The 24,057-nt window shown below is 56.6% G+C and carries 20 protein-coding genes and 2 pseudogenes; 7 read left to right on the plus strand and 15 right to left on the minus strand.

Features of this window, described 5'->3' with window-relative positions:
• Positions 1-45: 45 nt before the first annotated feature.
• The 6 genes from B3M58_RS12560 to B3M58_RS12585 form a co-directional block, all read right to left on the minus strand.
• Positions 46-573 carry a S26 family signal peptidase gene (locus tag B3M58_RS12560; protein ID WP_296219548.1) on the minus strand — a complete coding sequence of 176 codons (528 nt, stop codon included), beginning with the start codon at positions 571-573 and terminating at the stop codon, positions 46-48.
• On the minus strand, positions 570-812 hold the full coding sequence (locus B3M58_RS12565) for a hypothetical protein (RefSeq protein ID WP_296219549.1): 243 nt from the start codon (positions 810-812) through the stop codon (positions 570-572). The genes B3M58_RS12560 and B3M58_RS12565 overlap by 4 nt, the downstream gene beginning before the upstream one ends.
• Positions 809-1,447, minus strand: coding sequence for a ParA family partition ATPase (gene parA, locus B3M58_RS12570; RefSeq protein WP_296219550.1), 639 nt, complete (start codon positions 1,445-1,447; stop codon positions 809-811). The genes B3M58_RS12565 and parA overlap by 4 nt, the downstream gene beginning before the upstream one ends.
• Positions 1,448-1,691: 244 nt before the next feature.
• Entirely contained in the window at positions 1,692-2,525 is an 834-nt protein-coding gene (locus tag B3M58_RS12575; RefSeq protein WP_414704083.1) for a replication initiator protein A, read from the minus strand.
• Between the two features lie 5 nt (positions 2,526-2,530).
• Positions 2,531-2,902 (minus strand): helix-turn-helix domain-containing protein, encoded by a 372-nt coding sequence (locus B3M58_RS12580; protein WP_349677140.1) that lies wholly within the window; start codon positions 2,900-2,902, stop codon positions 2,531-2,533.
• A 512-nt stretch (positions 2,903-3,414) separates the two neighbouring features.
• Positions 3,415-3,927 (minus strand): antirestriction protein ArdA, encoded by a 513-nt coding sequence (locus tag B3M58_RS12585; RefSeq protein ID WP_296219551.1) that lies wholly within the window; start codon positions 3,925-3,927, stop codon positions 3,415-3,417.
• A 525-nt stretch (positions 3,928-4,452) separates the two neighbouring features.
• Here B3M58_RS12585 and B3M58_RS12590 point away from each other — a divergent pair.
• From B3M58_RS12590 to B3M58_RS12600, 3 genes and pseudogenes are all read left to right on the plus strand, one after another.
• A pseudogene (locus tag B3M58_RS12590) lies at positions 4,453-4,910 on the plus strand (efflux RND transporter permease subunit); the annotation flags it as partial.
• 193 nt (positions 4,911-5,103) lie between these two features.
• On the plus strand, positions 5,104-5,436 hold the full coding sequence (locus B3M58_RS12595; protein WP_296219552.1) for a DUF2790 domain-containing protein: 333 nt from the start codon (positions 5,104-5,106) through the stop codon (positions 5,434-5,436).
• Between the two features lie 173 nt (positions 5,437-5,609).
• Positions 5,610-6,932 (plus strand): OprD family porin, encoded by a 1,323-nt coding sequence (locus B3M58_RS12600; protein WP_296219554.1) that lies wholly within the window; start codon positions 5,610-5,612, stop codon positions 6,930-6,932.
• A 227-nt stretch (positions 6,933-7,159) separates the two neighbouring features.
• Here the strand turns inward: B3M58_RS12600 and B3M58_RS12605 are convergent, their stop codons facing one another.
• The 5 genes from B3M58_RS12605 to B3M58_RS12625 form a co-directional block, all read right to left on the minus strand.
• Positions 7,160-8,482 (minus strand): OprO/OprP family phosphate-selective porin, encoded by a 1,323-nt coding sequence (locus B3M58_RS12605; RefSeq protein ID WP_296219555.1) that lies wholly within the window; start codon positions 8,480-8,482, stop codon positions 7,160-7,162.
• Positions 8,483-8,693: 211 nt separating this feature from the next.
• Positions 8,694-9,599, minus strand: coding sequence for a LysR family transcriptional regulator (locus B3M58_RS12610; protein WP_296219556.1), 906 nt, complete (start codon positions 9,597-9,599; stop codon positions 8,694-8,696).
• Positions 9,600-9,826: 227 nt separating this feature from the next.
• Complete coding sequence (locus B3M58_RS12615) at positions 9,827-11,086, minus strand: OprD family porin (RefSeq protein WP_296219557.1); 1,260 nt, start codon at positions 11,084-11,086, stop codon at positions 9,827-9,829.
• A 130-nt stretch (positions 11,087-11,216) separates the two neighbouring features.
• Positions 11,217-12,620 carry a heavy metal sensor histidine kinase gene (locus B3M58_RS12620; protein ID WP_296219558.1) on the minus strand — a complete coding sequence of 468 codons (1,404 nt, stop codon included), beginning with the start codon at positions 12,618-12,620 and terminating at the stop codon, positions 11,217-11,219.
• Positions 12,617-13,291 (minus strand): heavy metal response regulator transcription factor, encoded by a 675-nt coding sequence (locus tag B3M58_RS12625; protein WP_296219559.1) that lies wholly within the window; start codon positions 13,289-13,291, stop codon positions 12,617-12,619. The genes B3M58_RS12620 and B3M58_RS12625 overlap by 4 nt, the downstream gene beginning before the upstream one ends.
• Before the next feature lie 570 nt (positions 13,292-13,861).
• Between B3M58_RS12625 and B3M58_RS12630 the strand changes: the two genes are divergently transcribed.
• From B3M58_RS12630 to B3M58_RS12645, 4 genes are all read left to right on the plus strand, one after another.
• Complete coding sequence (locus tag B3M58_RS12630; protein WP_414704084.1) at positions 13,862-15,130, plus strand: TolC family protein; 1,269 nt, start codon at positions 13,862-13,864, stop codon at positions 15,128-15,130.
• A gap of 135 nt (positions 15,131-15,265) precedes the next feature.
• Entirely contained in the window at positions 15,266-16,849 is a 1,584-nt protein-coding gene (locus B3M58_RS12635) for an efflux RND transporter periplasmic adaptor subunit (RefSeq protein ID WP_296219561.1), read from the plus strand.
• A gap of 14 nt (positions 16,850-16,863) precedes the next feature.
• Positions 16,864-17,205 carry a P-II family nitrogen regulator gene (locus B3M58_RS12640; protein ID WP_296219563.1) on the plus strand — a complete coding sequence of 114 codons (342 nt, stop codon included), beginning with the start codon at positions 16,864-16,866 and terminating at the stop codon, positions 17,203-17,205.
• An 11-nt stretch (positions 17,206-17,216) separates the two neighbouring features.
• Positions 17,217-20,339 (plus strand): efflux RND transporter permease subunit, encoded by a 3,123-nt coding sequence (locus tag B3M58_RS12645; RefSeq protein WP_296219565.1) that lies wholly within the window; start codon positions 17,217-17,219, stop codon positions 20,337-20,339.
• Between the two features lie 151 nt (positions 20,340-20,490).
• On the opposite strand, the gene B3M58_RS12650 is transcribed toward B3M58_RS12645, so the two are convergent.
• The 4 genes and pseudogenes from B3M58_RS12650 to B3M58_RS12665 form a co-directional block, all read right to left on the minus strand.
• On the minus strand, positions 20,491-21,477 hold the full coding sequence (locus B3M58_RS12650; RefSeq protein WP_296219566.1) for an arsenic resistance protein: 987 nt from the start codon (positions 21,475-21,477) through the stop codon (positions 20,491-20,493).
• 293 nt (positions 21,478-21,770) lie between these two features.
• Positions 21,771-22,001 (minus strand): hypothetical protein, encoded by a 231-nt coding sequence (locus B3M58_RS12655; protein WP_296219568.1) that lies wholly within the window; start codon positions 21,999-22,001, stop codon positions 21,771-21,773.
• 219 nt (positions 22,002-22,220) lie between these two features.
• On the minus strand, positions 22,221-23,546 hold the full coding sequence (locus tag B3M58_RS12660) for an OprD family porin (RefSeq protein ID WP_296219570.1): 1,326 nt from the start codon (positions 23,544-23,546) through the stop codon (positions 22,221-22,223).
• 384 nt (positions 23,547-23,930) lie between these two features.
• Positions 23,931-24,035: pseudogene (locus B3M58_RS12665) on the minus strand (DUF3703 domain-containing protein); the annotation flags it as partial.
• Positions 24,036-24,057 lie beyond the last annotated feature (22 nt).

Here is a 24,057-nt window from a genome sequence, read left to right on the forward strand (position 1 = left end):
CGAGCACACGCAGTAGGCCGGCGGGTCGACATGCAGACGGCCTGTTCATCGACGTGACTCCAGCCACAAGGGCTGCGCCCGGCCGATCACCGCGTCGGCGGAGACTGGGCCGAAGTAGCGGCTGTCGAACGACTCCGCGTTGGCGGTGCTGAGCAGGAACAGCTCATCGCCAACCAGGTGTCGACAGGCCTGCCAGGCTGGCAGTGCACGACCCTGTCGATCCCATCGCAACCGCTTGGCCACAAGCCGGCCGTCGACGCGCACCTGAGTTTCATGCACGCACACCTGCTGCGGCGCCACTGCCCCTACCGTCTTCAGCACTGGGACGCTCGTTGGCAGGTAGCCGCGCTGCGCCGCCAGTGCCATTGCCTCTGGCGGCAGGTGGACCAGCACTAGGTCGCCGGCCGTCAGTGAGTCCGTTGGTGTGATGCGATACCAACCTATGGGTACGCTGTCGGAGGCGTTGTAGACGAGCCGTGGTGACGACGTTGCGAGCACCGTCCAACCCAGTGCGATAAGGCTGCTGGCAGCCAGCGCCAGTGGCCACCGAACACAGCGAGTACCCATCGTCATGACGTGACCTCCGGGAACTGTCGCTCCAGCACCTCGCGCAGCATCTCCGCCATCGTCACGCCGCGGTCGAAGGCCGCCAGCTTGATGCGCGTGCGCAGTGCTGGTGTGACGTCCAGTGTCATCCGGGCGGTGTAACGATCTACCTTGCCGTTATCGAAGGCAGCGCCCTGGCGTATCCAGGACTCGGCATGCGGATCGGCCATCGGGCGTGCACCGATACCGATGCGCTTGCCGCTCATGGCGACCACCGTAATAGCTCGTCGACCAGGCTGCTGACTTCGCGCGCTGCGGCGCTATCCGGTGTCAGTTCGCGTGCCAGGCGACCTGCCGCCACGCTTTCGGCGAAGACGATGCGTTGGCGTACTTCAGCCTGCAGAGCGGGCAGCGGCTGGTCGGCCAATGCCCCGCGTGCTTCCCGGCCGATCACCGTGGTGCTGACGCGTCGGTTGATGGCGAAGGCCGCACGCAACGTGGGCCTGAACACCTGCGCCTCGCGGATCAGGCTGACCATCTCCGCGCTGGCCCACAGGTCGTAGGGGCTGGGCTGCACCGGGATCAGTACACGATCAGCCGCCAGCAACGCCGAGCGGGCGAGGGCAGCAATGCGCGGTGGGCCGTCGATGATCACGTGATCTGCACGACGAGCCAGTTCCGGGGCCTCCTGATGCAACGTTTCGCGTGCCAGACCGACAGCGCTGAACAGCCTGGGCAAGCCCTGCTGGCTGCGTCGCTGCGCCCAGTCCAGTGCAGAGCCCTGCGGGTCTGCATCGAGCAGGATGACGTTGTGGCCACGGAGGGCAAGTTCGCCGGCAATGTGGGTGGCCAGGGTGGTCTTGCCAACCCCGCCTTTCTGGTTGAGCAAGGCGACGATCATGGTCGGATCTCCCCGGCCAAACAGCCCTCGTCAACGGTTGTCCACAACTGGACGTTTTCCCAATAACAAGTTAGAGCTTTTAAGTTAGTTAAGTTAAGGGGGGCTGAAAGCCGCGCCAGTCTTGGCCAGCAGCGGCGTTCGTGCGCCTGATAGCACGAGGGTGATGCGCCTGATAGCACGTGTCCTGTTGCGCCTGATAGCACGAGTGAATTCACAGCTTGTCCGCAGGATATCCACGTGCCGTCTAAGGCACGGGCCGGAAGGCCAGCAGTTCGGTCGAAGGTGGCAGGCGGACGATGCCCAACCGATACCCCGGCAGCGACTGGCGCGCGACCAGCGCCCGCAGGTCGAGGGCGAAGTCCGAGTAGCGTGCCGTGCTCCCCGATTTGCGGTATAGGTGGCGAAAGTCGAACTGCCAACCGTCCTCCTGCTTGCCGCCATGCTTGCGCACCAGACGATACAGCCAACGTTCGATGCCGCCGGTGAGGTGGAAGTAGGCCGGATCGATGGTCAGCACCAGAGCCTGGTCGAGCACCCCGCTGTAGAACCAGTCCGGTAGGATCAGCTCGATGCCCAGTGGCCGGCCATCCGGCGCAGCCAGCTCCTTCCACTCGTTGATCCAGGAAAAACGGTGCAGGCGTCGGCCAGTGGTCTCGCGGATTGAGGTGGCTACGCTGGTCGACTGCAATCGATCCAGGGCGGCCTTGAGGCGCTGGTAGTCGCGTAGCGAAGTGCCTCGGCCGATGAAACGCAGGATCTCGTAAGGCGTCGCCTGCATCAGCCGCGAGGTAGGGATGCCCGCATCGCGCGCCTCGACGATCTGGCTGGCTGCCCAGATCAGAATGTCGGCATCCCATATCGTGGCGATGCCATGCTCCAGCGTGCCCTCCACGCGCACTGTCACCTCGCCCGAGCGAAAGTCGATGGGTACCGTGCGCCGCGACTTGGCTAGCGAGAAGAACGGATGCGCCATCAGATCCTGGGCGTCGCGCGGTGCCATGTCGCCCGGCAGGGCGCGGAACAGATCCAGTTGCTCGCTTTGCGCCGGCAGGGCGCGCACGCCGCGACTCACGGGCAAGGGGTTCACTGGTCATCACGTTGTGCTCCTGGGTGGCGGTCGAGGTACTCGGGATCGAAGGTGGTCTCGAAGCTGCGCGCACTGGCCCAGGCTTCGAGATCGACCAGCGCATACATCACCCGCCGGCCGAACTTGTGAAAACGCGGTCCGCCGCCGATCACCCGCTGTTTCTCCAATGTGCGCGGCGAAAGTCGCAGAAGGGCCGCTGCTTCGTCGTTGGTGAGGTAGCGAGGGGGCGGGTTGGTTTGCCGCGTATCCGCTGTGCTATCGCGCGCTGCCGGGCTCATGGCGTGAGCCGTCGGGCCGGCTTTGCAGTGCTGTGGGGAATCGAGATCGAGGCGACGTGGGTGAGGGGGGAGGTTGGTTGAGTACGACATGGTGTGTCCTCCGTTGATGTGGGAGGTGCACCTTGCAGGAGCCGTCATGTTCGATCATGCCGGGTTGGGTCTGGGCGAACTCGCAGGTGAGAGGGGCGTTTATTGATACCCGTAAGGTCTGGGCGCTGACCGAGTACGCCGATCTACGCGAGCGCTCACCTACAATAAGCGACTCCGCAAAGGCCTGAGCGCGCAGCGCTATGGATTTGCGGATCTACGGCTTTCTGCAAAACCTGAAAAACGCATCGGCGGATTTCCGTGAATCCGTAAAAGCGTAAATCCACTTCCTCACAAATCCGTGAATCTGTAGACGCGGATCGGCGGATTTGTGCAAAGGCGTAAGTCCGTAATGGTCTGAATGATCAGCCGTCACGGGTTCCGAGCGTTTCAGGCTGATCTGCTGGTGCTGGCACCAGTGCACCAGCTTCCAGGGTGGGGCGCGCGGGTGGCCGACAGGACAGGGGCGCAAAAAAGCAAAGGCACCGGGACTGACACGGTGCCTTCCGCTAAACCTAGCGGTTCCAGAACACATGCATCTTCTCGAAGCCGGTTTCTAGAGTGAGCACGTCGCCGCTGTACTCCATGTCGCGTGCCATGGCGTGGTAGTCGATGTACTGGGCCAGGTGCTGGGGAATGCTTGAGGTTTCCTCGGTCAGCTCCTGGGCGTAGTCGGCCAGCGAGGTGTAGCAGCCGCAGTAATCTTCCTCTGCGGCCTGCTGTGCCTGCTCCAGGTCATTGAAGTGGGTGAGCAGGGCACCGCCAAACTCGGGGTATTCCTCGATAAAGCAAGCGAGCTCGTGTGCACTCTGCAGACCTTCGTATTCACCGAGGGGGTAGCCATCAAAGCCCTCGAAGTCGTGGATGGCGTACTCCTCCGCACCCTCGACTGGCGAGGCCGCTAGCATCGCGTCGACCTGTACCTGGATATCGTCCATATCCAGGGTGGCGTCGATCCACACGCCATGCAGGTGACCGGCGTTGTAGGCGGCCAGGTCGGCAATGTAGATCCTGATGTGTTCGCTCATGGCTTTCGCTCCTCCGTCTTCAGGGTTCTGCGCTTGCGCTGCGCATGAACCCCTGCCGACTAGGGCGACTAAGGCCGTCGTGAAAAATCAAGAAAAATCGCGGAGGCTCCACCCAGCGCAGCGGCCGGGTGGAAACCGTCTATTTATCTTGATTTTGAGGGGGCAAGAACCCCTGCTCTTGAAGAAGGGAAGTATCGTCACCGGGCGGCGAAGTAAACTGTGCGGTTGCATCCTCGGTCTTTGGCCGTATAGAGCGCAGCATCGGCCTCGGCGAGCAAACGCTCGAGGAATATCTCAGCACTTTGTTCTTTTGGCGCGAGGCTAGTAGTACCGATATTCACGGTGATGCATTGGTCGGCCACTTGAATCCGCGAAGCGTGGTCATGTACTCGTCATTTTTAGCAGCAGAGGCCAGGCGTGAGTCTGTAGAACGATGCGGCAGGCCAGCGGAAAGTGGCGATCCATGGTGTCGCCGGCAATCGGCTCGCCCAGGTTATGCACGCTGATTTCAAGGCCTGATACTTCTACCTCACCTTCAACCGTTTCAGCGAGGCTTTGCTGGTCATGGCCACGTTGCCGTTCGCCTTGACTGGCGGTGTCTGGCTGCTCTAGTGCCTGGATCTCAACCTCTCGGTTGCCACTGGCGTCGGCTTTATCGCCCTGGTGGAGGGGCGGCAGAGTTCGGCATGATCATGCTGATCTACCTGCAGAACGCCAGGCATTCCCGAGTTGAAGCGGGTCGCACAGATAGCCCTGCTTTGCTTGAGTCAATTCGAGAGGGGGCGGTACTGCGCGTACGGCCGAAGGTGATGACGGTAGCGGTGATCATTGCCGGTCTATTGCTGATTCTCTGGGGCGATGGTGCCGGTTCCGAGATAATGAAGCGTATTGCCGCCCCAATGATCGGTGGGATGATCACCGCACCGTTGTTATCAATACCGGTGTTGCCGGCTGCCTGGTTGATGCGGCGCAAAGGGGGGTGAGCGTGATGTAGCAGGCCTGGGGATGACTCGGGGCAACTGGAGAGAAAGTCTGAGTCGCCCCGAGTCATTTCATATCTTCAGCTACTGAAAAGCCCCCTTAATACTACAATTACGAAGATGTAATCTTCGCTTCACTTTGATGACAGGTGCATACGTTTATATTTTCACTACAACCCAAGTGAAGGAATTAAACGTGAACATTCTTAAAGCTGTCTTGGCAATATCGGTTATCTCTGCATCGTCTCTGGTTATGGCCGAAGGTGGCGGTGACCGCGTCTATGGTCGAATGATTCAGGATCATGAAAGGGCGATGCAGGAATACGCTGCTGCTCGCGGCAAGACTCCGCCCGAGGTGACTCACTATCGGTACGGCATGAAGCTGGACATCGCTAAGGTCGTACATACAAGTCCGACAGGCTACAGTTGCGAGGTGATGCCGGCTCAAATGACCTATGAGGACTCCAACGGCGATTTGCAGACTGTTGAATATCGGGCAATGGGTACAGCCTGCCGGAATCAAAACTGAATTACATAAAAGCTTACAGGTCACTGACTTAAAAGTAATTTTCAAGTCACCCTGACGTTATTTGGCGTGTGGAAGTATGGCGTGAGCGCGCACGGGCGATGCCTAGCGCGCTACGGCAACTACTACAAGAAATCTCACCGAGATAAAACTGCCAAATAATTCAGGAGCGTCACATGAATAACCCCCTTTTTTGCTTATCGCTGATAGCTCTGAGTATCGGCACCGGACAGGCTGCAATTGCCGTCGAAGAAAAGGCCGAGGGCTTCGTCGAGGGCAGCAGCCTCACTATTCTGAACCGCAACCTCTACTTCAACCGCGACTTTCGTAAGGGGCAGTTGAGTAGCACAGGCAACGGCTACTCGGAAGAATGGGCTCATGGAATCATCGGACAGTTTGAATCTGGTTTCACCGAGGGTACCGTCGGCTTTGGAGTCGACGCTTTTGCGATGCTGGGCCTGAAACTCGACTCCGGTGATGGGCGATCCGGCGCAGGCGGCTCCGTAGATGTGATGCCTTACAACAGCGCCGGGCAACCCGAGGACGACTACTCCAAGGTGGGCGGGGCGGTTAAAGCCAGGTTCATGGATACAGTCATCAAAGCTGGCGATGTTTTTCCTGTCAGCCCCGTCGTTCAATACGGCGACTCGCGACTCCTGCCCGAAAGCTTTCGCGGTATCACCGTGGCCAATAACAGTATCGACGGCTTGGCCCTGCAAGGTGGCCGCCTGCATTCAATGAGCGAGCCAAACTCCAGCAGCATGCGCGATGGTTTCGCAACGTTTTATGCTGGCTCCGTCGATTCACCTTGGATCGCTTATGTTGGCGGCGACTATTCGGTCAACGACAACGTCGGCATCAGTCTCTATACCAGTCGTCTCAAAGATGCCTGGAACCAGTACTACGCCGGCACCACGTTGAGCTATCCGCTCTCCAACGATATTGCCTTGATCGGTGGACTCAATTACTACAAAGCTGTCGATGAAGGGAAACAACATCTGGGCAGCTTCGATAACAACATCTGGAGCGGCAAGGTCGGAGTGCAATTTGGTGCCCATACCGTCATGGTTGGCATTCAGCGTAACAGTGGCGATGACGATTTCGATTACCTGCGTCAGTCCGACTCGATCTACCTGGATAACTCCATCCAGTACAGCGACTTCAACTCACCCAAGGAAAAATCCTGGCAGGTGCGCTATGACTTGGACATGGAGCCTTTTGGTGTGCCTGGCCTGAGCTTCATGACCCGCTACGCGCAAGGCTGGGATGCGGACTACACCAACGCCAACGATGTCTACATGCGTCGCGACGGCGATGGTAATCCGCTGACCAACCAAAAGCGTTGGGAGCGCGACATCGAAGCCAAATACGTCGTGCAAGCCGGATCACTGAAAGACATGTCCTTCCGCATTCGCCAAGCAACGACCCGCGCAACCGACTTCGAGTCAGATTTGGATGAGGTTCGTCTCATCGTCGAATACCCACTCGAAGTGCTTTAAAGTGTCATCGGCGAGCGGCCTGTGCATCGCTAAGCTTGTGAAACATCATGCGGCACCAGTACCCCTCAGGTGAGCCCGCAGGGAATCCGCAAGCTCTGCCAAGGAATCAGCGATCTTCAGGGCCTTAGCCAGGAGCTACAGTACCTGCTGCTCTGTTGCCATCGATGTGTGATCGGCAACGAACCTTGGGGGCTCAGCCCCCAAGGTTCGTGGAAATGACGCTGAGATCAGAATACGTATTGCAGGCGCATCACCACACCGTCGCCGCTGTCGTCGCCTACGGTATTGCTGACCTTGTCGGTGCTAGCTTTGGTGTAGTTAGCACTTACCTTCACAGCCTCATTCGCGTACCAGTTCACTCCCATGGTATGCAGCTTGCCCTCGGCATCGCCCGCCTGGCGAGTCGCGGTGCTGACGGTTACGTTGTCATCCTCCACACTGATGGCGTCGTAGCGATAGAATATCTCCCAGGCTCCGAGCTGTTTATCGGCAGGTTTGACGGCGTCGAACTTGGCACCGTCGAGCTTGTAGACGCGCGGCTCACCAGTGAGGGTGTAGGCCACCTGAGCGTAGCCGCCGCTAGCGTCGACATCGTGCTGCGCAGCATCGGCCTTCAGCGTGCGGCGCAGGTACTCTGCCTGTATTGAAAACGCATCCATCGCCCAGGCCGCTTCCACACCCCACACCGAATCGTCTTCCCATAGACCTTCGGTTGCGGTCGCGCCACCGAATAGGCCGCGGTTGCCATTATCGCCTGCGCTGCTACCGCCATTGGTGCTCACCCCGCGCATGCCCATCCGAGATCGGATGCGCGTGTCGACTGCGCTGTTCTGCAGGTCGCGGTAGGCATACTGCACACCTAAATGCAGCACATTGCCCGGCTCGCTCATCGGCGCAAACACGCCACGCAGGTTGTAACGCTTGACGCTCTCGCCGTCGGTGTCGTTATTGTTCTCACTGAACAGGCTGCCTGAGAAGAAGGTCATATTGGCCACCACACTGCTGGCCTGCACGCCCATACCGGAGTTGTCGTTGACCCACTCTGCTAGGTCGTAGGAAAGATTGCGTTCCAGCGCTGTGGTCCACTTCGAGCTGGTAGCCTTCTCCAGGCCGAAGTCTGTGTAAATGCGACCTAGCTTAAGGTTTACCGGAGCGAAACCGGTATAGGTCACGCTGGCCTCATCGAAGTAACCGCTGCTGTCGTTGCCGGTATTGTGCGAAAGATCGTAGTTGATCTGGTACTTCCAGTCCTTGTAGGCGGTTCCGCCTAGCTCCAGGAAGGCCCGGCGTAGGTAGGCTGCATCCGCAGAGTTGCCGTTACGGGTGTAGTAATCGTCGAACATGGCGTAATCCGTCTGCAGGCGTCCGCCAATCTTGAAACTGAACTCTTTGTCGGTGGTGGCCACTTCAAGACCGCCCTTGGTCTTGATGACCAAGTCAGCACCGTCGGTGCTGACCGTACCGGCCTGGGCCGACAGGGTGCAGGCGCTCAGTAGGAGGCCAAAAGTGATGCGATTGAGCCATTGAGCATCGGGGTGGGCAATGAACATGTACTTCTCCTCGTTGCAGCGTGTTGTGGTTGACGAGGCGCAGGCTCAGGGAGGTGCATGACGTTTCTGTATATTTTTCATGGCATTTTTGTTTCGACGCTCAAGAGCCGAATAAAAGCCTTACAGGGCAAGGGTTTTCGTGTGTGGCGAGAGAGTTAGGTTTGTTTCAGTGAGATGACGATGTTGGGAGTCGTCTTACTTGCGAGTCTGTTCAGGCTTGCTCAGCGAACCAGCCGTGGCGATCATTGAATGCCTTGTGGATGAGCGATACCAACGTCTGCACTTCGGGCCGCTCTGCCGTCAGTGGGGAAGTGGAGATCCACACAACCCGCTCTAAGACAGGCTCGAATAACTCGTCAAGGGACAGCAGGTTACGATCTATACGGGAGATGTAGCCGGGTAGCAGGCCGATGCAGGAAGAGTTTCGGACCAAGTCAGCGACCCACTCCTGTGAGTACACCTGAGTGACCGAGCTCTGGCGCTGGCGGATTAGCTGATTCCATGGTTCGAAACTGTCGACCGTTGTGTTCCCCGCGTGCTGAACCAGCATGAAGTCCTTGAGGTCGGCGACTGTGCCCGGCAGGCGCTTGCCTGCATAGCGCTTGGCCATATGAGCGCGGTAGGGAATGCGCGCTAGCATCAGTGGTCGGGTCATGGCAAAACCGGGATTCGGCCTCGGCCGGTCGGGATCAGCGACCCACACCATGACCTCGGCCAACCGATCGGGCTCGCCTTCCAGTGGAATGATCTCCAGTCTCACTGCCGCATCCTTACGCAGCCAAGAGATCAAATCACGGGCCAGCAGGTCGGTGAGCAGTGCCGAAGGCACAGCCAGGCGTACCAGCGGGCGCTGGGCGCTGGCGACCTCCGGTTGTAGGTCGCCGAAGTGCTCCGTCAGTGCTTGTTGCAACTCGCGTCCTGCTGCACTGAGGCTCAGTTCGCGTCCATCGTAGAGGAATAGCGGGCTGCCGACACTTGATTCCAATTTTTTGAGCTTTTTGCGCATCGGTACGATGTGCAGATTCAGGCTACGTGCGGTCTGCCGGAAGCAGGCGCAACGCGCGCTGGTCAAGAAGATCTGTGCCAGTTGACGGTCGATGGTGAGGGGATCGAACATGAGGGAAATCGGAGCTCGTGCCAAGCAGATGGCATCGTAAACAGGAGAGGCAATGAGCTTAACGGTACGAACCTAACGCCAGGATCGCGGCCGGATTACTTATTTGTAATGTGATGGCGGGAGGCGCTTTTATGCTCTGGATCGGTTTCGCGACAGTCGCCACTTTATTACCGCAGATGGCTCCGAGCGCGGCACTCGATTACAAATGCCGCGCTGAGGGTTGGCGATTACAGCAGCGGAAGGGTGTAGCTGACGATCAAACGGTTCTCATCAACGTCGTTGCCGAAATTGCTGGAGCGCAGTGTGGCGTTGCGCCATTTCACGCCCAGATTTTTCAGCGCACCATCCTGGAAGACATAGGCGATGTCAGTATTGCGCTCCCATTCCTTGCCGTCGGCGTTGCCTGCGCCTAGATCAATATCGTCGCCGGTCAGGTAACGGGTCATGAACGTCAAGCCAGGGATGCCAACGTTGGCAAAGTTGAAGTCATAGCGAGCCTGCCATGAGGTCTCGTCTTTGTTGGCGAAGTCACCGATTTGCACATAGTTGACCAGGAACGGATCGGTGCCGTTGATATAGGCGTAACCGGTGTCTCCGCTCATGTTCTGGTAGCCAACGCCGAGTGCGTGGCCGCCAAAGGCATAGGTGAACATCGCCCCGAATGCCTTGTTGTCGACGTTGCTGTTGCCCTCGTCGGTGGAGCGAGCGTAGCGCAGATCAGTTGTTAGCGACTGTTTGTCACCCAGCGGCAAGGTGTGCAGGGCAGTGAAAATATGCTGCTTGTAGAAGTCGTTCAGCTTGCCGTAGTTGTAGCCAGTGGTCAGGTTGCTGTTCCATTTGTAGGTCGCACCGGCGAAGTTGAACTCATTGCTTGTCTGGGCTGCGCCGCCACTGATAGCGCGGGCTGCGCCGCTGGTAATGCTGAGGTCTTCGCTATCGGAGGAGTCACGCTGGCTTACCTGCTTGAGTTGGCCTGCATCGAAGGTCAGGCCGTCAATTTCCAGCGAGTTGAGGTGCCCGCCCTGAAAGGTCTGTGGCAGCAGGCGTGAGTCGTTAGCTTGGACGGTTGGCAGCCTGGGTTGCAGCGTGCCCAATTTCAGCACGCTGTTCGAGGCACGCAGCTTCGCGGTTAAACCCACCTCGCCATATTCATCCTGCGCGGCACGAGGCGCTTCTTTATCGCGCTTGAGCAGGCCTGAGCCCGAGCGGTCGGCACTGGAGTCCAGCTTGAGGCCAAGCATGCCGATGGCGTTGACGCCAACACCGACGGTTCCCTCAGTGAAGCCGGATTCGTAGCGCAACAGGAAGCCCTGGGCCCATTCCTCCTGCTTTGATTGGCTGGCTGAGTCTTGGCGGAAGTCGCGATTGAAATAGAAGTTACGCGCTTCCAAACCAGCTTTGCTGTCTGCCAAAAAGTCAGCGGCGGCTGGCTGGCTAAGGCTGAGTACCCCAGTACTCACCGCGACTGCCAAGAGGGTCTTCTTCATTGTTGTTTCTCCATGCTCAGGGGGTTGGCATATCGGGGAGCCGTCTCTGCATGCCGTGCTCCTCGAATAGGGACGGGTTCCTCTACGGCCAATCTTCGACTGGGTCGTTATGCCTGTACGCTTGCAGGGTCTAGGTCGAGGAACCATTGCGGACTTTGGGGAAGATCAAGCGGAATACGGTGAAGCTGCCTGGCAGGCTGCTGACCTCGACCGTGCCCTGATGCAGGCTCATGATCGAGCGAACAATTGCCAGGCCCAGCCCTGTCCCACCTTCGGCACGAGAGCGGCTGGTATCGACGCGGTAGAAACGTTCGAACAAATGGGGGATGTGCTGTGCGGGGATACCAATCCCCGGGTTTCCGACCGAGAACGACACGGTTTCGCTGTGCTTCTCGATCAGCAACGAGACGTTTGCGCCGATGGGGCTATGCCGAATCGCATTGGACAATAGGTTTGAAATGGCGCGCTGCACCATCAGTCGATCACCGAAGGTTCGGCCTGCTCCGGCAATGCTCAGGCTGATCTGTTTCTCTTCAGCGGAGATGCTGAATAGATCCACAACGCGTCTTGCTTCGTCTTCCAGGGCAATCTTCTCGAAGGGCACCAGAGACGCCGGATGGCTGACTTGAGCGAGAAACAGCATGTCGGACACGATCCGGGTGACGCGCTCAAGCTCTTCTGTACAGCACTCCAGTACGGCTTTGTACTCCTCTGGTGGGCGCTCTCTGGAAAGCGTTACCTGAGCCTTGCCCATCAGGTTGGTGATGGGCGAACGCAATTCATGGGCCAGGTCATCAGAGAACTGCGATAGTTGCTGAACCCCTCCATCAAGCCGATGCAGCATGAAGTTAATACCGTGTGCCAGCGTACTTAGTTCTTGCGGAAGCTTATCGACGGAAATTCGGTGGGTTAGATCCTGCGTGGAAATCTGGGAGACAACTTGGCGAAATTGCCGGAGGGGAGAAAGTCCACGCTGGACGATCCACCATGCGCCTATGCCAATCAGCGCGAGTAGAAGAGGGAGTGCGATCAGTGTTGACTTGAGGTAGGCATTGAGCAGCGCTTCGTCGGCTGAACGATCAATGGAGAGCAAGACTCTAACGTGCTCGCCGTCGTTGAGCAGCATCACTTTGGATGCGGTCAGGAAGTTGTTTCCCTTGGTATCCGACCAACTCTGGTAACTGGGCGTATCGCCTGCCGGTATGTTGGCAAGAACGGGTTCCAGGGATCTCTCACCAAGGTTCAGGAGCAATTTGGTACCTGACTTTTTTCCGTAAATTGTCAGGTGCAGGTTGTCATGCCCCATGACGAGATCCAGCAACGCGTGCGGCTGTTGAGCAATTGCGTGGGCACTCATGTCTTCGGTGAGACTGTGCTGAATCTGCTCCAATTTGCCGTCTAGGCTCTTCTTGGCCAGAGAGTCCAGTTCATGGGTAAGCGCAAAGTAGGCGAGCGCCGCCAGCAGAACCACCAACGCTGCTCCCATTACGCTGACCGAGAGGCCAAGACGCATGGATAGACTGGCAGGCTTCATGCCCGCTCCTCAAGCACGTAACCGACACCCCTGAGGGTGTGAATCAGTTTGTTATCGAATGGGTCATCGATTTTTGCGCGTAGTCTGCGAATGGAGACTTCAACGACGTTGGTGTCGCAGTCAAAATTCATGTCCCAGACAAGCGAAATGATCTGGGTGCGCGATAGTACTTCTCCAGAGCGGCGCATCAGTAGGTGCAACAACGCGAACTCTTTGGTGGTTAGATCGATACGCTGTTCGCCACGGAACGCGCGGTGCCTAGCCGGGTCAAGCTCAAGGTCGGCTACCCGCAATACTTCCGGTACCGGAATTTGCTCGCTTCGCCGCAACAGCGTACGAATTCGCGCAAGTAACTCAGGAAACTCAAAGGGTTTGACTAAATAGTCATCTGCCCCCAAATCTAGACCTTTAATTTTATCCACTAAGCGCCCGCGCGCAGTCAGCATTATCACGCGAGTGCTACTGTTCCTGCGTATATGCTCAAGCACACCCCATCCATCAATTTCAGGCAGGTTTACATCAAGCACTACTAGGTCATAAGCGTGTTGCCTAACAAGGTGGAGACCGTCCACGCCAGTGGCGGCCTTATCAACTACATAACCACTTTCGCTTAGGCCTTGGTGTAAGTACTCGGCAGTCTTGGGCTCGTCCTCAACAATAAGGATGCGCATAAAAATTCACCTTAAAATGTGCGGCCAGTATTTTTAGAGATTCTTTTGTTTGTGGCAGCAGCGTGGTTTTAATTTTTTCATCGACGGTCACAGATATGGCGACAGCGTTTTATGGTGCTCCAAGGCTAAAGCCTGTAGCGGCTTCAGGGTCAAGCCGTAATGCCCGTCTTGTAGGGCTCCAAGGGAGCAAGGCGACAATGTGTCGCAGTGTTTGTCCTTACCCCGAACACACAACTTTGGACTGGTAGGGCCGCCCTGTAACGCCGCGCGCGAGGCAACCCTTATTTGTTTGTGTTTGTTTCTAGTTGTTGCTGGGGGCTGATTTGGTTGCTCTTTTGAGTGCCGCCAATACTAATACAGGCCTGAGCGGAGCGGTGCTGGATAACATATTTGTAATTTTCCAGTCACCTTGCTGATAGGCGTCGGGAACTACATTCTGTCGGTAATTGGTTTTCTACTTATTATCTCCAGGTAAAATCTACAAAATCCTCTGGCTAAGTAAGTAATAAAGCCTTCATTTATTCCGGCAGAATTAGTGCTGCGGAGGACTTTTAAGTGTATGTAAAAACAATGGCCGATCATGGAGTGGGAATAGGTAAGTTCTGCGTATTTTCAGGTCTGCTGGCTGCATTGTTGATTGCTCCAGTTACAACAATTGCTGCCGAGTCAGCAGGGCAATCAATAACGATTGAAGAGGCGTTGGCGCAAGCGCTTACAGATAACCCTGAACTCGCGGTGGCCCAGTGGAATACAGGCATTGCCGAAGGCGCTCGTACTCAAGCCGGGTTGATCCCAAATCCTGAGTTGTCCTGGAGTGTTGAGGACACGCGCAGTGAGTCTCGCATCACCAGCATTCAGGTATCCCAATCCATTGAGTTAGGCGGCAAGCGTGGCGCGCGCATCGATGTCTCTGAGCGTGATCAGGATGCTGTAGCGATTGATCTTGAGCGTAAGAAAAATACCCTGCGTGCAGAGGTCATCCAGGCCTTTTACTCAGCACTGCATGCTCAGGAAGGGCTGCAGCTTTCCACCCATTCGCTGGACCTGGCCAGTCGCGGACTCCAGGTGGTCGAAGGGCGTGTAAAGGCCGGCAAGGTCTCTCCAATCGAAATTTCGCGTGCTCAGGTGCAGCTCTCGGAAATTCAACTGGAGCTGAACCGTGCGCGCCTCAATCGAAGCAATGCCTACCAGCAATTGGCGCTTATAACGGGCGCCACGACGCCGAACTTCGAGCATGTCGAGGGTGATCTTGAGCGCCTGCCGTACCTGCCATCGCAGGCTGAGATGCTCGCGCGCATAGCGGATACAGCGGATGTGCGGCTAGCCAGCATGCAGATCCAGCGTGCCGAGTCTTCCTTGGAACTCGAAAAATCGCAGCGCATTCCCGACCTCAACGTCAGCGTTGGCAGCCAATACGACGAAGGGCTTGGCGAGCGCGTCAATTTGCTTGGCTTGTCGATGCCTATTCCATTGTTTAACCGTAACCAGGGCAATGTGTTCGCCGCTGCTCGCGGGGCTGACCAGGCGCGCGATCTGCGTAATGCCACAGAACTTCGCCTGCGCGCGGAGGCTCAGCAGGCGTTTGAGCAATGGGAAAGCGCCAGAAGTGAAGTCGACTCTATCAGCAGCACGTTGCTTCCGACTGCGCAGCATGCGGTAGAGGGGGCAGTCCGGGGATTTGAGATGGGCAAGTTTGCCTTTATCGATGTACTCGATGCTCAGCGCACCCTTGTAAGCATGCGCTCCCAATACCTGAATACCCTGGATGAAGCTATTTCGGCCTGGGTGAGCCTGGAGAAGATTTACGGCTCTCAACTCAACGTCGAATTCAAAAAATAAGCATCCCTGCACACCTACATAACGTCCTTAGACGGTCGCCCCATGCGGCATGAAGCCTCGCCTGTTTATTGAGTGCGTTCAGTCACCGCCGGGGCATGAGTCAAGTTCAATACTTTTGATAATTTGGAGTTACCAATGGCATCAACAACTCCCAGAAAGCAGTGGCTGATGATTGCAGCTGTTGTCGCCATCGGTTTGGCCGTGGCAGGTCTGATTCTAAGTGGTAGCCCTGGTCAGTCCGGAGAGGAAGGCCATGGTGACAGTCATGAGGAAGCGTCGGCTCACGTAGATCCCGAACACCATGGGGATGCTTCGGCAGAGGCGCATGAAGAGGCCGACGAGCATGCCGATAAAGAGCACCATGAAGCCGTAGCACCCACCAAGGGTGAGCATGGCGGCAAGCTTTTCACTGAGGGTGATTACGCGCTTGAAGTGACGATTTTTGAGGAAGGCGTAGAGCCTCAGTTCCGCCTCTACACCTACCTGGACGGCAAGCTTCTAGATCCTGCGGACAGCACGGTGCAAGTGACGTTGTCGCGCCTTGGTCAATCTGCGCAAATCATCAACTTCAGCAAAGAGAATGACTATCTGCGTGGCGATGCCGTGGTTGTCGAGCCGCATTCGTTCCAGGTTTCCGTTAGCGCCAAGCACAGTGGCAAAAGCTATTCGTTCAGTTACGAGCAGGTCGAGGCCCGAGTAACCATGACGGATGCACAGCTTGAGCAGGGCGGCGTCACGCTCGCCACTGCTGGTCCCGCGAAAATTGCCTCCACGCTGCAAGTGCTGGGCGAGGTTCGCTACAACGGCGACCGCACGGTTCAGGTGACCCCGCAACTTGCCGGGCGGGTCGACTCGGTGGCGGTTAGTGCTGGCGATACGGTCCGCAAGGGCCAGGTGCTGGCCAAGATCTCCAGTCAGGCTCTTGCCGAACTGCGTGGCGAACTGCTGGCTGCCCAGCAGCGTTCGGCGCTTGCCCGCACGACCTATGCGCGTGAAAAGCAATTGTGGGAAGAGAAAATTTCCGCCGAACAGGATTTCCTGCAGGCGCAGGTTGCCATGCAGGAAGCCGCCATCACGGTGCAGCGTGTCCAGCAACAAATCGCCTCGCTGGGCGGTGCTCCGGCCAAAGGCCAGAACCTCACCGAGTTCGAGATTCGCGCCCCCATCGATGGCGTGATAACCAGCAAAAGCATCTCGGTTGGTGAAGTGCTCAAAGAGGATTCCGCAGTCTTTACCGTCTCGGATCTGTCGACGGTGTGGGTGGATTCAACCGTCGCGGCGAAGGATCTGGGCGTTATTGCCGAAGGACAAAACGTTGTCGTGAGCTCCAGCGCATTCGCCGCCACGGCCAAGGGCTCCATTGCCTATGTCAGCGCTCTGGTTGGGGCACAAACCCGCTCGGCGACTGCGCGCATCGTGCTTGCTAACCCGGACCGGGTATGGCGCCCCGGTTTGCCGGTGACGGTAGAGGTGGTTGCCGAGGAGAACGACGTGCCCGTTGCTGTGGCGGTCGAAGCGATTCAGACCATTCGCGACTGGCAGGTGGTGTTCGGCCGCTTCGATGACCAGCTGGAGGCGCGGCCTCTTGAACTGGGCAAGTCCGACGGACGCTTCGTCGAGGTTATCTCGGGTCTGAAGGTGGGTGATCGTTACGCATTGAAGAACAGCTTCCTGATCAAAGCTGAGCTTGGCAAAGCCGGCGCGAGCCATGACCACTAATTCGGAGTCGAGCCATGAAACAAGTTACTGCCATTTTTCGCCCGATCCGGCTTGAAGCCGTCGAGCAAGCGCTGCACGCACTGCCGCATCTGCCTGGATTCACCATCCTGCCGGCCCATGGTCATCCGCGTGGTCACGGTAAGGATCACAGTTTTATCGCAGACGAGTGGAACCCCGACGCCCACCAGCATCTCGTGCTGGTGGCGTTCTGTTCCGACGAGGTTGCCGATGAGATCGTCCAGACCATTGAGAAGGCCGCCCACACAGGTGTACCCGGTGACGGAATCGTCGCCGTAGCCCCTTTGACCGACGTATTGCGCATCCGTACTGGAGAGCGCGGTGATGCTGCGCTTTAGGGGAAATTGACATGTACGAACGATTAATTCGCTTCGCCATCGATCAGCGCTGGCTGGTCTTGCTGGCTGTGCTCGGCATGGCCGCATTGGGTGTTTACAGCTATCAGAAACTACCGATTGATGCAGTTCCCGACATCACCAACGTGCAGGTACAGATCAATACCGAGGCCAAGGGCTACTCGCCACTGGAGACCGAGCAGCGTGTGACGTTCCCGATTGAGACGGTCATGGCAGGGCTGCCCAACTTGCAGGAAACGCGCTCCATCTCGCGTTATGGGCTGTCACAGGTCACCGTCATCTTTGAAGACGGCACGGACATCTACTTCGCGCGCCAGTTGGTGAATGAGCGGATACAGGATGCTCGTAGCAATCTTCCCAGCGAGCTGTCGCCGAGCATGGGGCCCATCGCCTCTGGTCTGGGCGAGATCTACATGTGGACCATTGAGGCGCAAGACGGTGCGAAAAAGCCGGATGGCAGCGCCTATACGCCGATGGATCTGCGTGAAATCCAGGACTGGATCGTCAAGCCGCAACTGCGAACCGTTAAAGGTGTTACCGAGATCAACACCATTGGCGGCTATGCCAAGGAGTTCCAAGTTTCGCCCATGCCGGAGCGTCTGGTCGCCCATGGCCTTAGTTTGCAGGACATTGTTGCGTCGCTGGAAAACAACAACGCCAACGTTGGCGCGGGTTACATCGAGCGCAGCGGCGAGCAGTACCTGATCCGCGCCCCAGGTCAGGTAGGTAGTATTGCCGACATCGCCAATATCATCATCAAGAGCACCGATGGCGTTCCTGTGCGTATCGGTGATGTGGCCGAGGTTGGCCTGGGTAAAGAGTTGCGCACCGGTGCCGCCACCGAAAATGGTCAGGAGGTGGTGCTCGGCACTGCGTTCATGTTGCTTGGCGAGAACAGTCGATATGTATCGCTGGCGGTCGATCAGCGCCTGAAGGAAATCAACCGCAATCTACCGAAGGGGGTCGTGGCGAAGACGGTTTATGACCGCACCGTATTGGTCGACAAAGCCATCAGCACGGTGAAAAAGAACCTAATCGAAGGCGCTCTGCTGGTCATCGCGATTCTGTTCCTGTTCCTAGGCAACATCCGCGCAGCGCTTATCACTGCGATGGTGATCCCGCTGTCGATGCTGTTCACCTTCACGGGTATGGTCAGCAACAAGGTCAGTGCAAACCTGATGAGCCTCGGCGCGCTTGACTTCGGCATCATCATCGATGGTGCCGTGGTGATCGTTGAGAACTGCGTGCGGCGTCTGGCCCACGCTCAGGCCGCTGCGGGCCGAACGTTGACCCGCAACGAGCGGTTTCATGAAGTTTTCGCGGCCTCGAAGGAAGCGCGTCGTCCGCTGCTGTTCGGTCAACTGATCATCATGGTGGTGTACCTGCCGATCTTTGCGTTGACCGGCGTGGAAGGCAAGATGTTCCACCCGATGGCGTTCACCGTAGTGACAGCCCTGCTGGGGGCCATGATCCTCTCGGTGACGTTCGTCCCGGCGGCTGTTGCGCTGTTCCTCAATGGCAAGGTCAGCGAGAAAGAAAACCGCTTAATGGTCTGGGTCAAGCAGGGCTACGCGCCGCTGCTGGATTGGGTCATGGTCAGCAAGCCGCTGGTGCTGACCATTGTGGCGGTCATCATGGTGCTTTCCGGCTTGGCTGCTTCGCGGATGGGCAGCGAGTTCGTACCGAGCCTGGACGAAGGCGATATCGCCTTGCATGCCCTGCGCATCCCAGGCACCAGCCTTTCCCAAGCGATTGACATGCAGGTGCAGCTCGAACAGCGGATCAAATCCTTTGCTGAGGTTGATACGGTGTTCGCCAAGCTGGGAACCGCCGAAATCGCGACCGACCCGATGCCGCCAAACGTGGCGGACAACTTTGTCATGCTCAAGCCGCGCGACCAGTGGCCCGACCCTGATCGCAGCAAAGCCGATCTGGTTGCTGCGATGCAGGAAGCGGTCGAGCAGGTTTCCGGCAACAACTACGAATTTACTCAACCCATTCAGATGCGCTTCAACGAGCTGATCTCCGGCGTGCGCAGTGACGTCGCAGTGAAAGTGTTTGGCGACGACATGGACGTGATGAATGAGACCGCCGAGCAAATCGCCGAGGTGCTGGAGGGTATTCCGGGTGCCGCCGATGTGAAGGTTGAACAGACCACGGGGCTGCCGATGCTCAGCGTACAAATCGACCGTGAGAAAGCCGCACGATTCGGTTTGAATGTCTCGGAAATTCAGGACGCCATTTCCACCGCCATCGGTGGACGTGAAGCAGGAGCGTTGTTTGAAGGTGATCGGCGCTTCGATATCCAGGTTCGTCTGGCGGATGAGTGGCGCAATGACGTCGACAAAATCCAGCAATTGCCTATTCGCCTAGCCAATGGCGATGGTCTGGATGGCCCTGGGTTTGTGCGTTTGGCTGATGTGGCGACTGTGGTTTCTGCACCAGGTCCGAACCAGATCAGCCGCGAAAGTGGCAAGCGTCGCGTGGTGGTCACCGCCAACGTTCGTGGTCGCGATATCGGCTCTTTTGTCGCCGAGGCCGAGAGCAAGATCGCCCAGGCGGTGAATGTTCCTACAGGTTACTGGACGACTTGGGGGGGAACCTTCGAGCAGCTTCAGTCGGCGGCCAAGCGCCTGCAGATTGTCGTGCCGGTATCGCTGCTGCTGGTGTTCACGCTGCTCTTCGTGATGTTCGGCAATGTCAAAGATGGCCTGCTGGTATTCACCGGCGTGCCCTTCGCGCTGACAGGCGGGATCATGGCCTTGTGGCTGCGTGATATTCCGCTCTCGATCTCTGCGGGGGTGGGCTTCATTGCGTTATCGGGCGTGGCGGTACTCAACGGCCTGGTCATGATTTCCTTCATTCGCAGCTTGCGTGAGAACGGTATGGGGCTTGACGAAGCCATTCGCGAAGGCGCATTGACGCGCCTGCGGCCTGTGTTGATGACTGCCTTGGTGGCGTCCTTGGGCTTTATTCCAATGGCTACGGCTATTGGCACGGGTGCGGAGGTTCAGCGACCTCTGGCCACTGTGGTAATTGGTGGAATCCTGTCCTCAACGGCGCTGACGCTGCTAGTCCTGCCATTGCTCTACCGCTTGGCCCATCGCATGCGTTAAGTTCACAACGCTATTCGTGTGCAAGCAGAAAGCCCCGCTCAAAACGGGGCTTTCTGCTTGCAGGCATTGCTGCTTAAGTCGCGTCAGGCAAACTTTGCTTGTTATCTGTTTGTGAGTGTTCGGCCAACTCGTCTTGAGTCAGGTTACATACCTACGACATGGTCGATGCAACCCGCGGTTTTTCTCGCCAAACGAGTGCCGGTATTGCGCGAATGTAGATCAGCTCACCTACCAACTCGACCAAAGTCTGTGTGATCACCGCTGCGGCAGCGAGCCCTCGAATATCTTCAGGCAATGCCAGCGCCAGAGGCAGAACTACCAGGGAATTGCGAGTCGATGAGCTAAAGGTTACTGCTCGTGCAGTAGTGGCTGGCAGTTTGCACGCTCTCGACGCCAAAGCCCCAACCACAGGTGCCAGAATCATGAAGCCAATGTACGTGAGGATAACCGGAGCAAGCTGATCAATGTCGCGAACCACTGAAGATATCTGAGGTCCGACCACCACGATCAGTACTGCAGCCATTGCTGGAACAGGCAGCCATGCCCAAGCTGTGTTCCAACCGGCAACGATTTTCGACCCTTTGGCTGTGGCAGCAGTAGCTATTGCCAAAAAAAGCGGTACGACGATCAGAAGAAAAAATGCTTCAACGAACGGACCAATGGAGATCACAACTTCGGACTGCCCACCCAGCATTAAGGCCAAGTAAACGGGCAGCAGAATAAGTTGAAGTAGCAATAGAACTGGGGTTGCCGAAAGAATCGCGCGTGAGTCGCCTTTGCCAAGGTGAGTGAAAACCACTACATAGTCGATACAGGGTGTCAGCAACACCAATAGAGCCCCAACAAGTATGGCCGGGTGATCTAAAAGGCCTCTGGTGATAACCCAAACCAATAGTGGAATCAGTACGAAGTTGGCGATGAGCAAGGCCGATATAAAGCGTCTGTTGCTTAGTCCTTCACGCAGATCAAGGAAGGGAATTTGCAGAAACATCGCGTACATCAGTACTGCGATAGTAGGGGTTACCAACGTACTTAGGCCTTGGGCGGCTGAGGGTATCAACAACCCACCGATTACTGCGGCTATAACCGCAACGAAATAAATCGCTATCTGATTCTGTTCAAGCGTATCTCTATTCATAGCTCCCCCGAGCACGAAAAAGGGCATCAGCCTAACAGGCCTTGCTTGGAAAGGGGGGGCGTCTATGCGACAGCAGCTCAATCAGGTGCTGACTTTCTGCGTCGGCAGGTGCGTGAGCATGCCCTTCAGGTAGAGTTTAGACCTCTACCGTGGTGTCGTTTTATATTCACAGCGAAGCTATGGGATATAAAATATTTTGAATAAAAAAAGCGCCCCGAAGGGCGCTTAGGGTACACCTCTTTCCAAAGGAGCTCGGGAGCTTCTAGAGGTGAACATCGTTCGGAAGTGAGCGGTTAATCAGCTTGGGTTTCGTTTTTAATATCGGTATTGGCCCGATCCTGGCTGGTGGTCTTAACCTTCAACTCGTCTGCCGGTTTAACAGCAGGCTCAGTTCCATGAATTCGCTTTTGATCTGCTCGAAATTTTTCCTGCGCTTTTATTGAGCGGTCGTAACCATCTTCTGCATAACTCAGTGTGGAGCCGAAAAGTACCGTTCCGATAATCAGAGCTTTCAATACCTTCATAAGGCAGACCTCGTAAATTCAATTAGTAGCTTGTCGAGATTTATGGACAATTTCTGCAAGTTCGAGTGAATTTTACGGGGGGGAAGCTAACAGCAGCGTGAGCTCAACATTACATTCTTGAAATCTAATCACTGCCTCTCTTGTGCTGCGGTACGTAGTGCTCAGCATTGGTATGCATAAGCGGGCAGGGCTTTTAGAGCCCGCCCGCCCATCCATTATTTAGAGCACGCTCAGTGGGTACTCGACAATCAGACGAACCTCATCCAGATCCGACTCGTAATCCGTCGCACGTGTCGTCATCTGGCGAACACGGAAAGACATGTCTTTCAGCGAGCCAGTTTGGACGACGTACTTGGCTTCGATGTTGCGCTCCCAGCGCTTCTGGTCGGTCAGCGGGTTACCATCGGCATCACGACGCATATACACACTGTTGGCGTCGGAGTAATCAGCATCTGTACCCAATGCATAGCGAGTCATGAAGGTCAAGCCAGGAACGCCATAGCTGGCCATATCCAAGTCGTAGCGCAGCATCCAGGAGCGTTCTTTGGGCGAGTTGAAGTCGCTGTACTGAATGGAGTTGTCGAGGAAGATGGAGTCAGACTGGCGCAGGTAGTCGAAGTCATCGTCACCGTTGTTGCGCTGGTGCGACAGAGCAACGCTGTGTGCACCGAACTGCACGCCCACTTTGCCGCTGTAGATGTCGTTGTCGAACTCACCCAGTAGTTGTTGGCCTTCGTCGACAGCTTTGTAGTAGTTCAAACCACCAAACAAGGAAACGCTGTCAGTTAGCGGGTAGGTGAACGCTGTGCCAGCATAGTGCTGGTTCCACGCATCCTTGAGTTTGCTGCTGTACAGGCTAAAGCTGAGGTTGTCGTTCAGTGAATAGTCACCACCGAAATAGGCAACCCATGGCGACGCGACGGAGCCTGCGTAGAAAGTCGCAAACTCATCACGCATGGTGCTGACTTGCGGCTGGCTCATTGCATGCAGGCGGCCGCCCTGAACGGTCAAACCATCAAAGCTGGTGTTCTCAACCGTAACGCCGCGAAAGCTTTCTGGCAGCAGCCGAGAGTCACCGTAGTGAACTACCGGCGTCATGGGGAACACATCACCCACTTTGACAACGGTATCCAGTAGTCGTGCTTTTACTGCACCGCCTACTTTCGAATAATTATCTTCGGCTTCACCGTCGCTATTTATGGGAAGCATATTGACGGAGCCGCCTGGCCCGTGGCGACCATCACCGGTATCCAGCTTGAGACCGAGCATGGCGAAGGCATCAATACCAAAACCGACAGTGCCTTGGGTAAAGCCCGACTCGAACTTGCCAATGATTCCGTGAGCCCAGACTTCGCTATAGCCATTGTCCGTGTTGCTGGACTGGCCTTTGCGGAAGTCACGGTTCATGTAGAAGTTACGGTTGAGAATATTGAAACTGCTGCCTTCTACAAAACCGTCGGCCTGTTCTTCTGCGGCCGCCATGAGAGGGGCTGCACTGACAATCGCCGAAAATACTGCAAGGGATAGCTTGGTTTTATTAAGCATTTATTGCTCCTTTATAGTTGGCAGTTATTGGTCTAATTCTTTCGCCATTGCGTTCTTATAGGTTTTGCACCCTCAGGCGCTCTGCGTCTTGGGGCTGAGTCCTATCCTTGCAAGGCGAAGATAACTTGAAGATGGTTGAAATATTACAATTCTGTAATCTTCACGGGCCGGCAACAGAATTTGTCTTAAAGCGACATTTCAATGCGAATTTTTAACAAAATACGACGAATAGGTCGTGAGAGTTTCGGTCTTGGTCAGACCAGATTATTAGCGAGAAGGGCTGCCAGCTCATGGGACAGCGCATGCAGGTAGATGGATAGCGCTCGGTTGGCGCTGAACCGATTCTACAAACCGGCTGGGATGAAGACGGTTAAACCTGCTTCATTATTCTTCTTTTTGAAGAAGTCGCTGCAACTCCTGAGAGATGGGCATGGGCCTGAAAGCACTGATTCTGGAGCGGCCTGTATTGCCAATCGGGACCCAAATCTTAGGGATGGTCTGAAGTAGTCAT

Origin of the sequence: Pseudomonas sp. UBA2684 (assembly GCA_002354655.1) — a bacterium.
Classification (GTDB): Bacteria; Pseudomonadota; Gammaproteobacteria; order Pseudomonadales; family Pseudomonadaceae; genus Aquipseudomonas.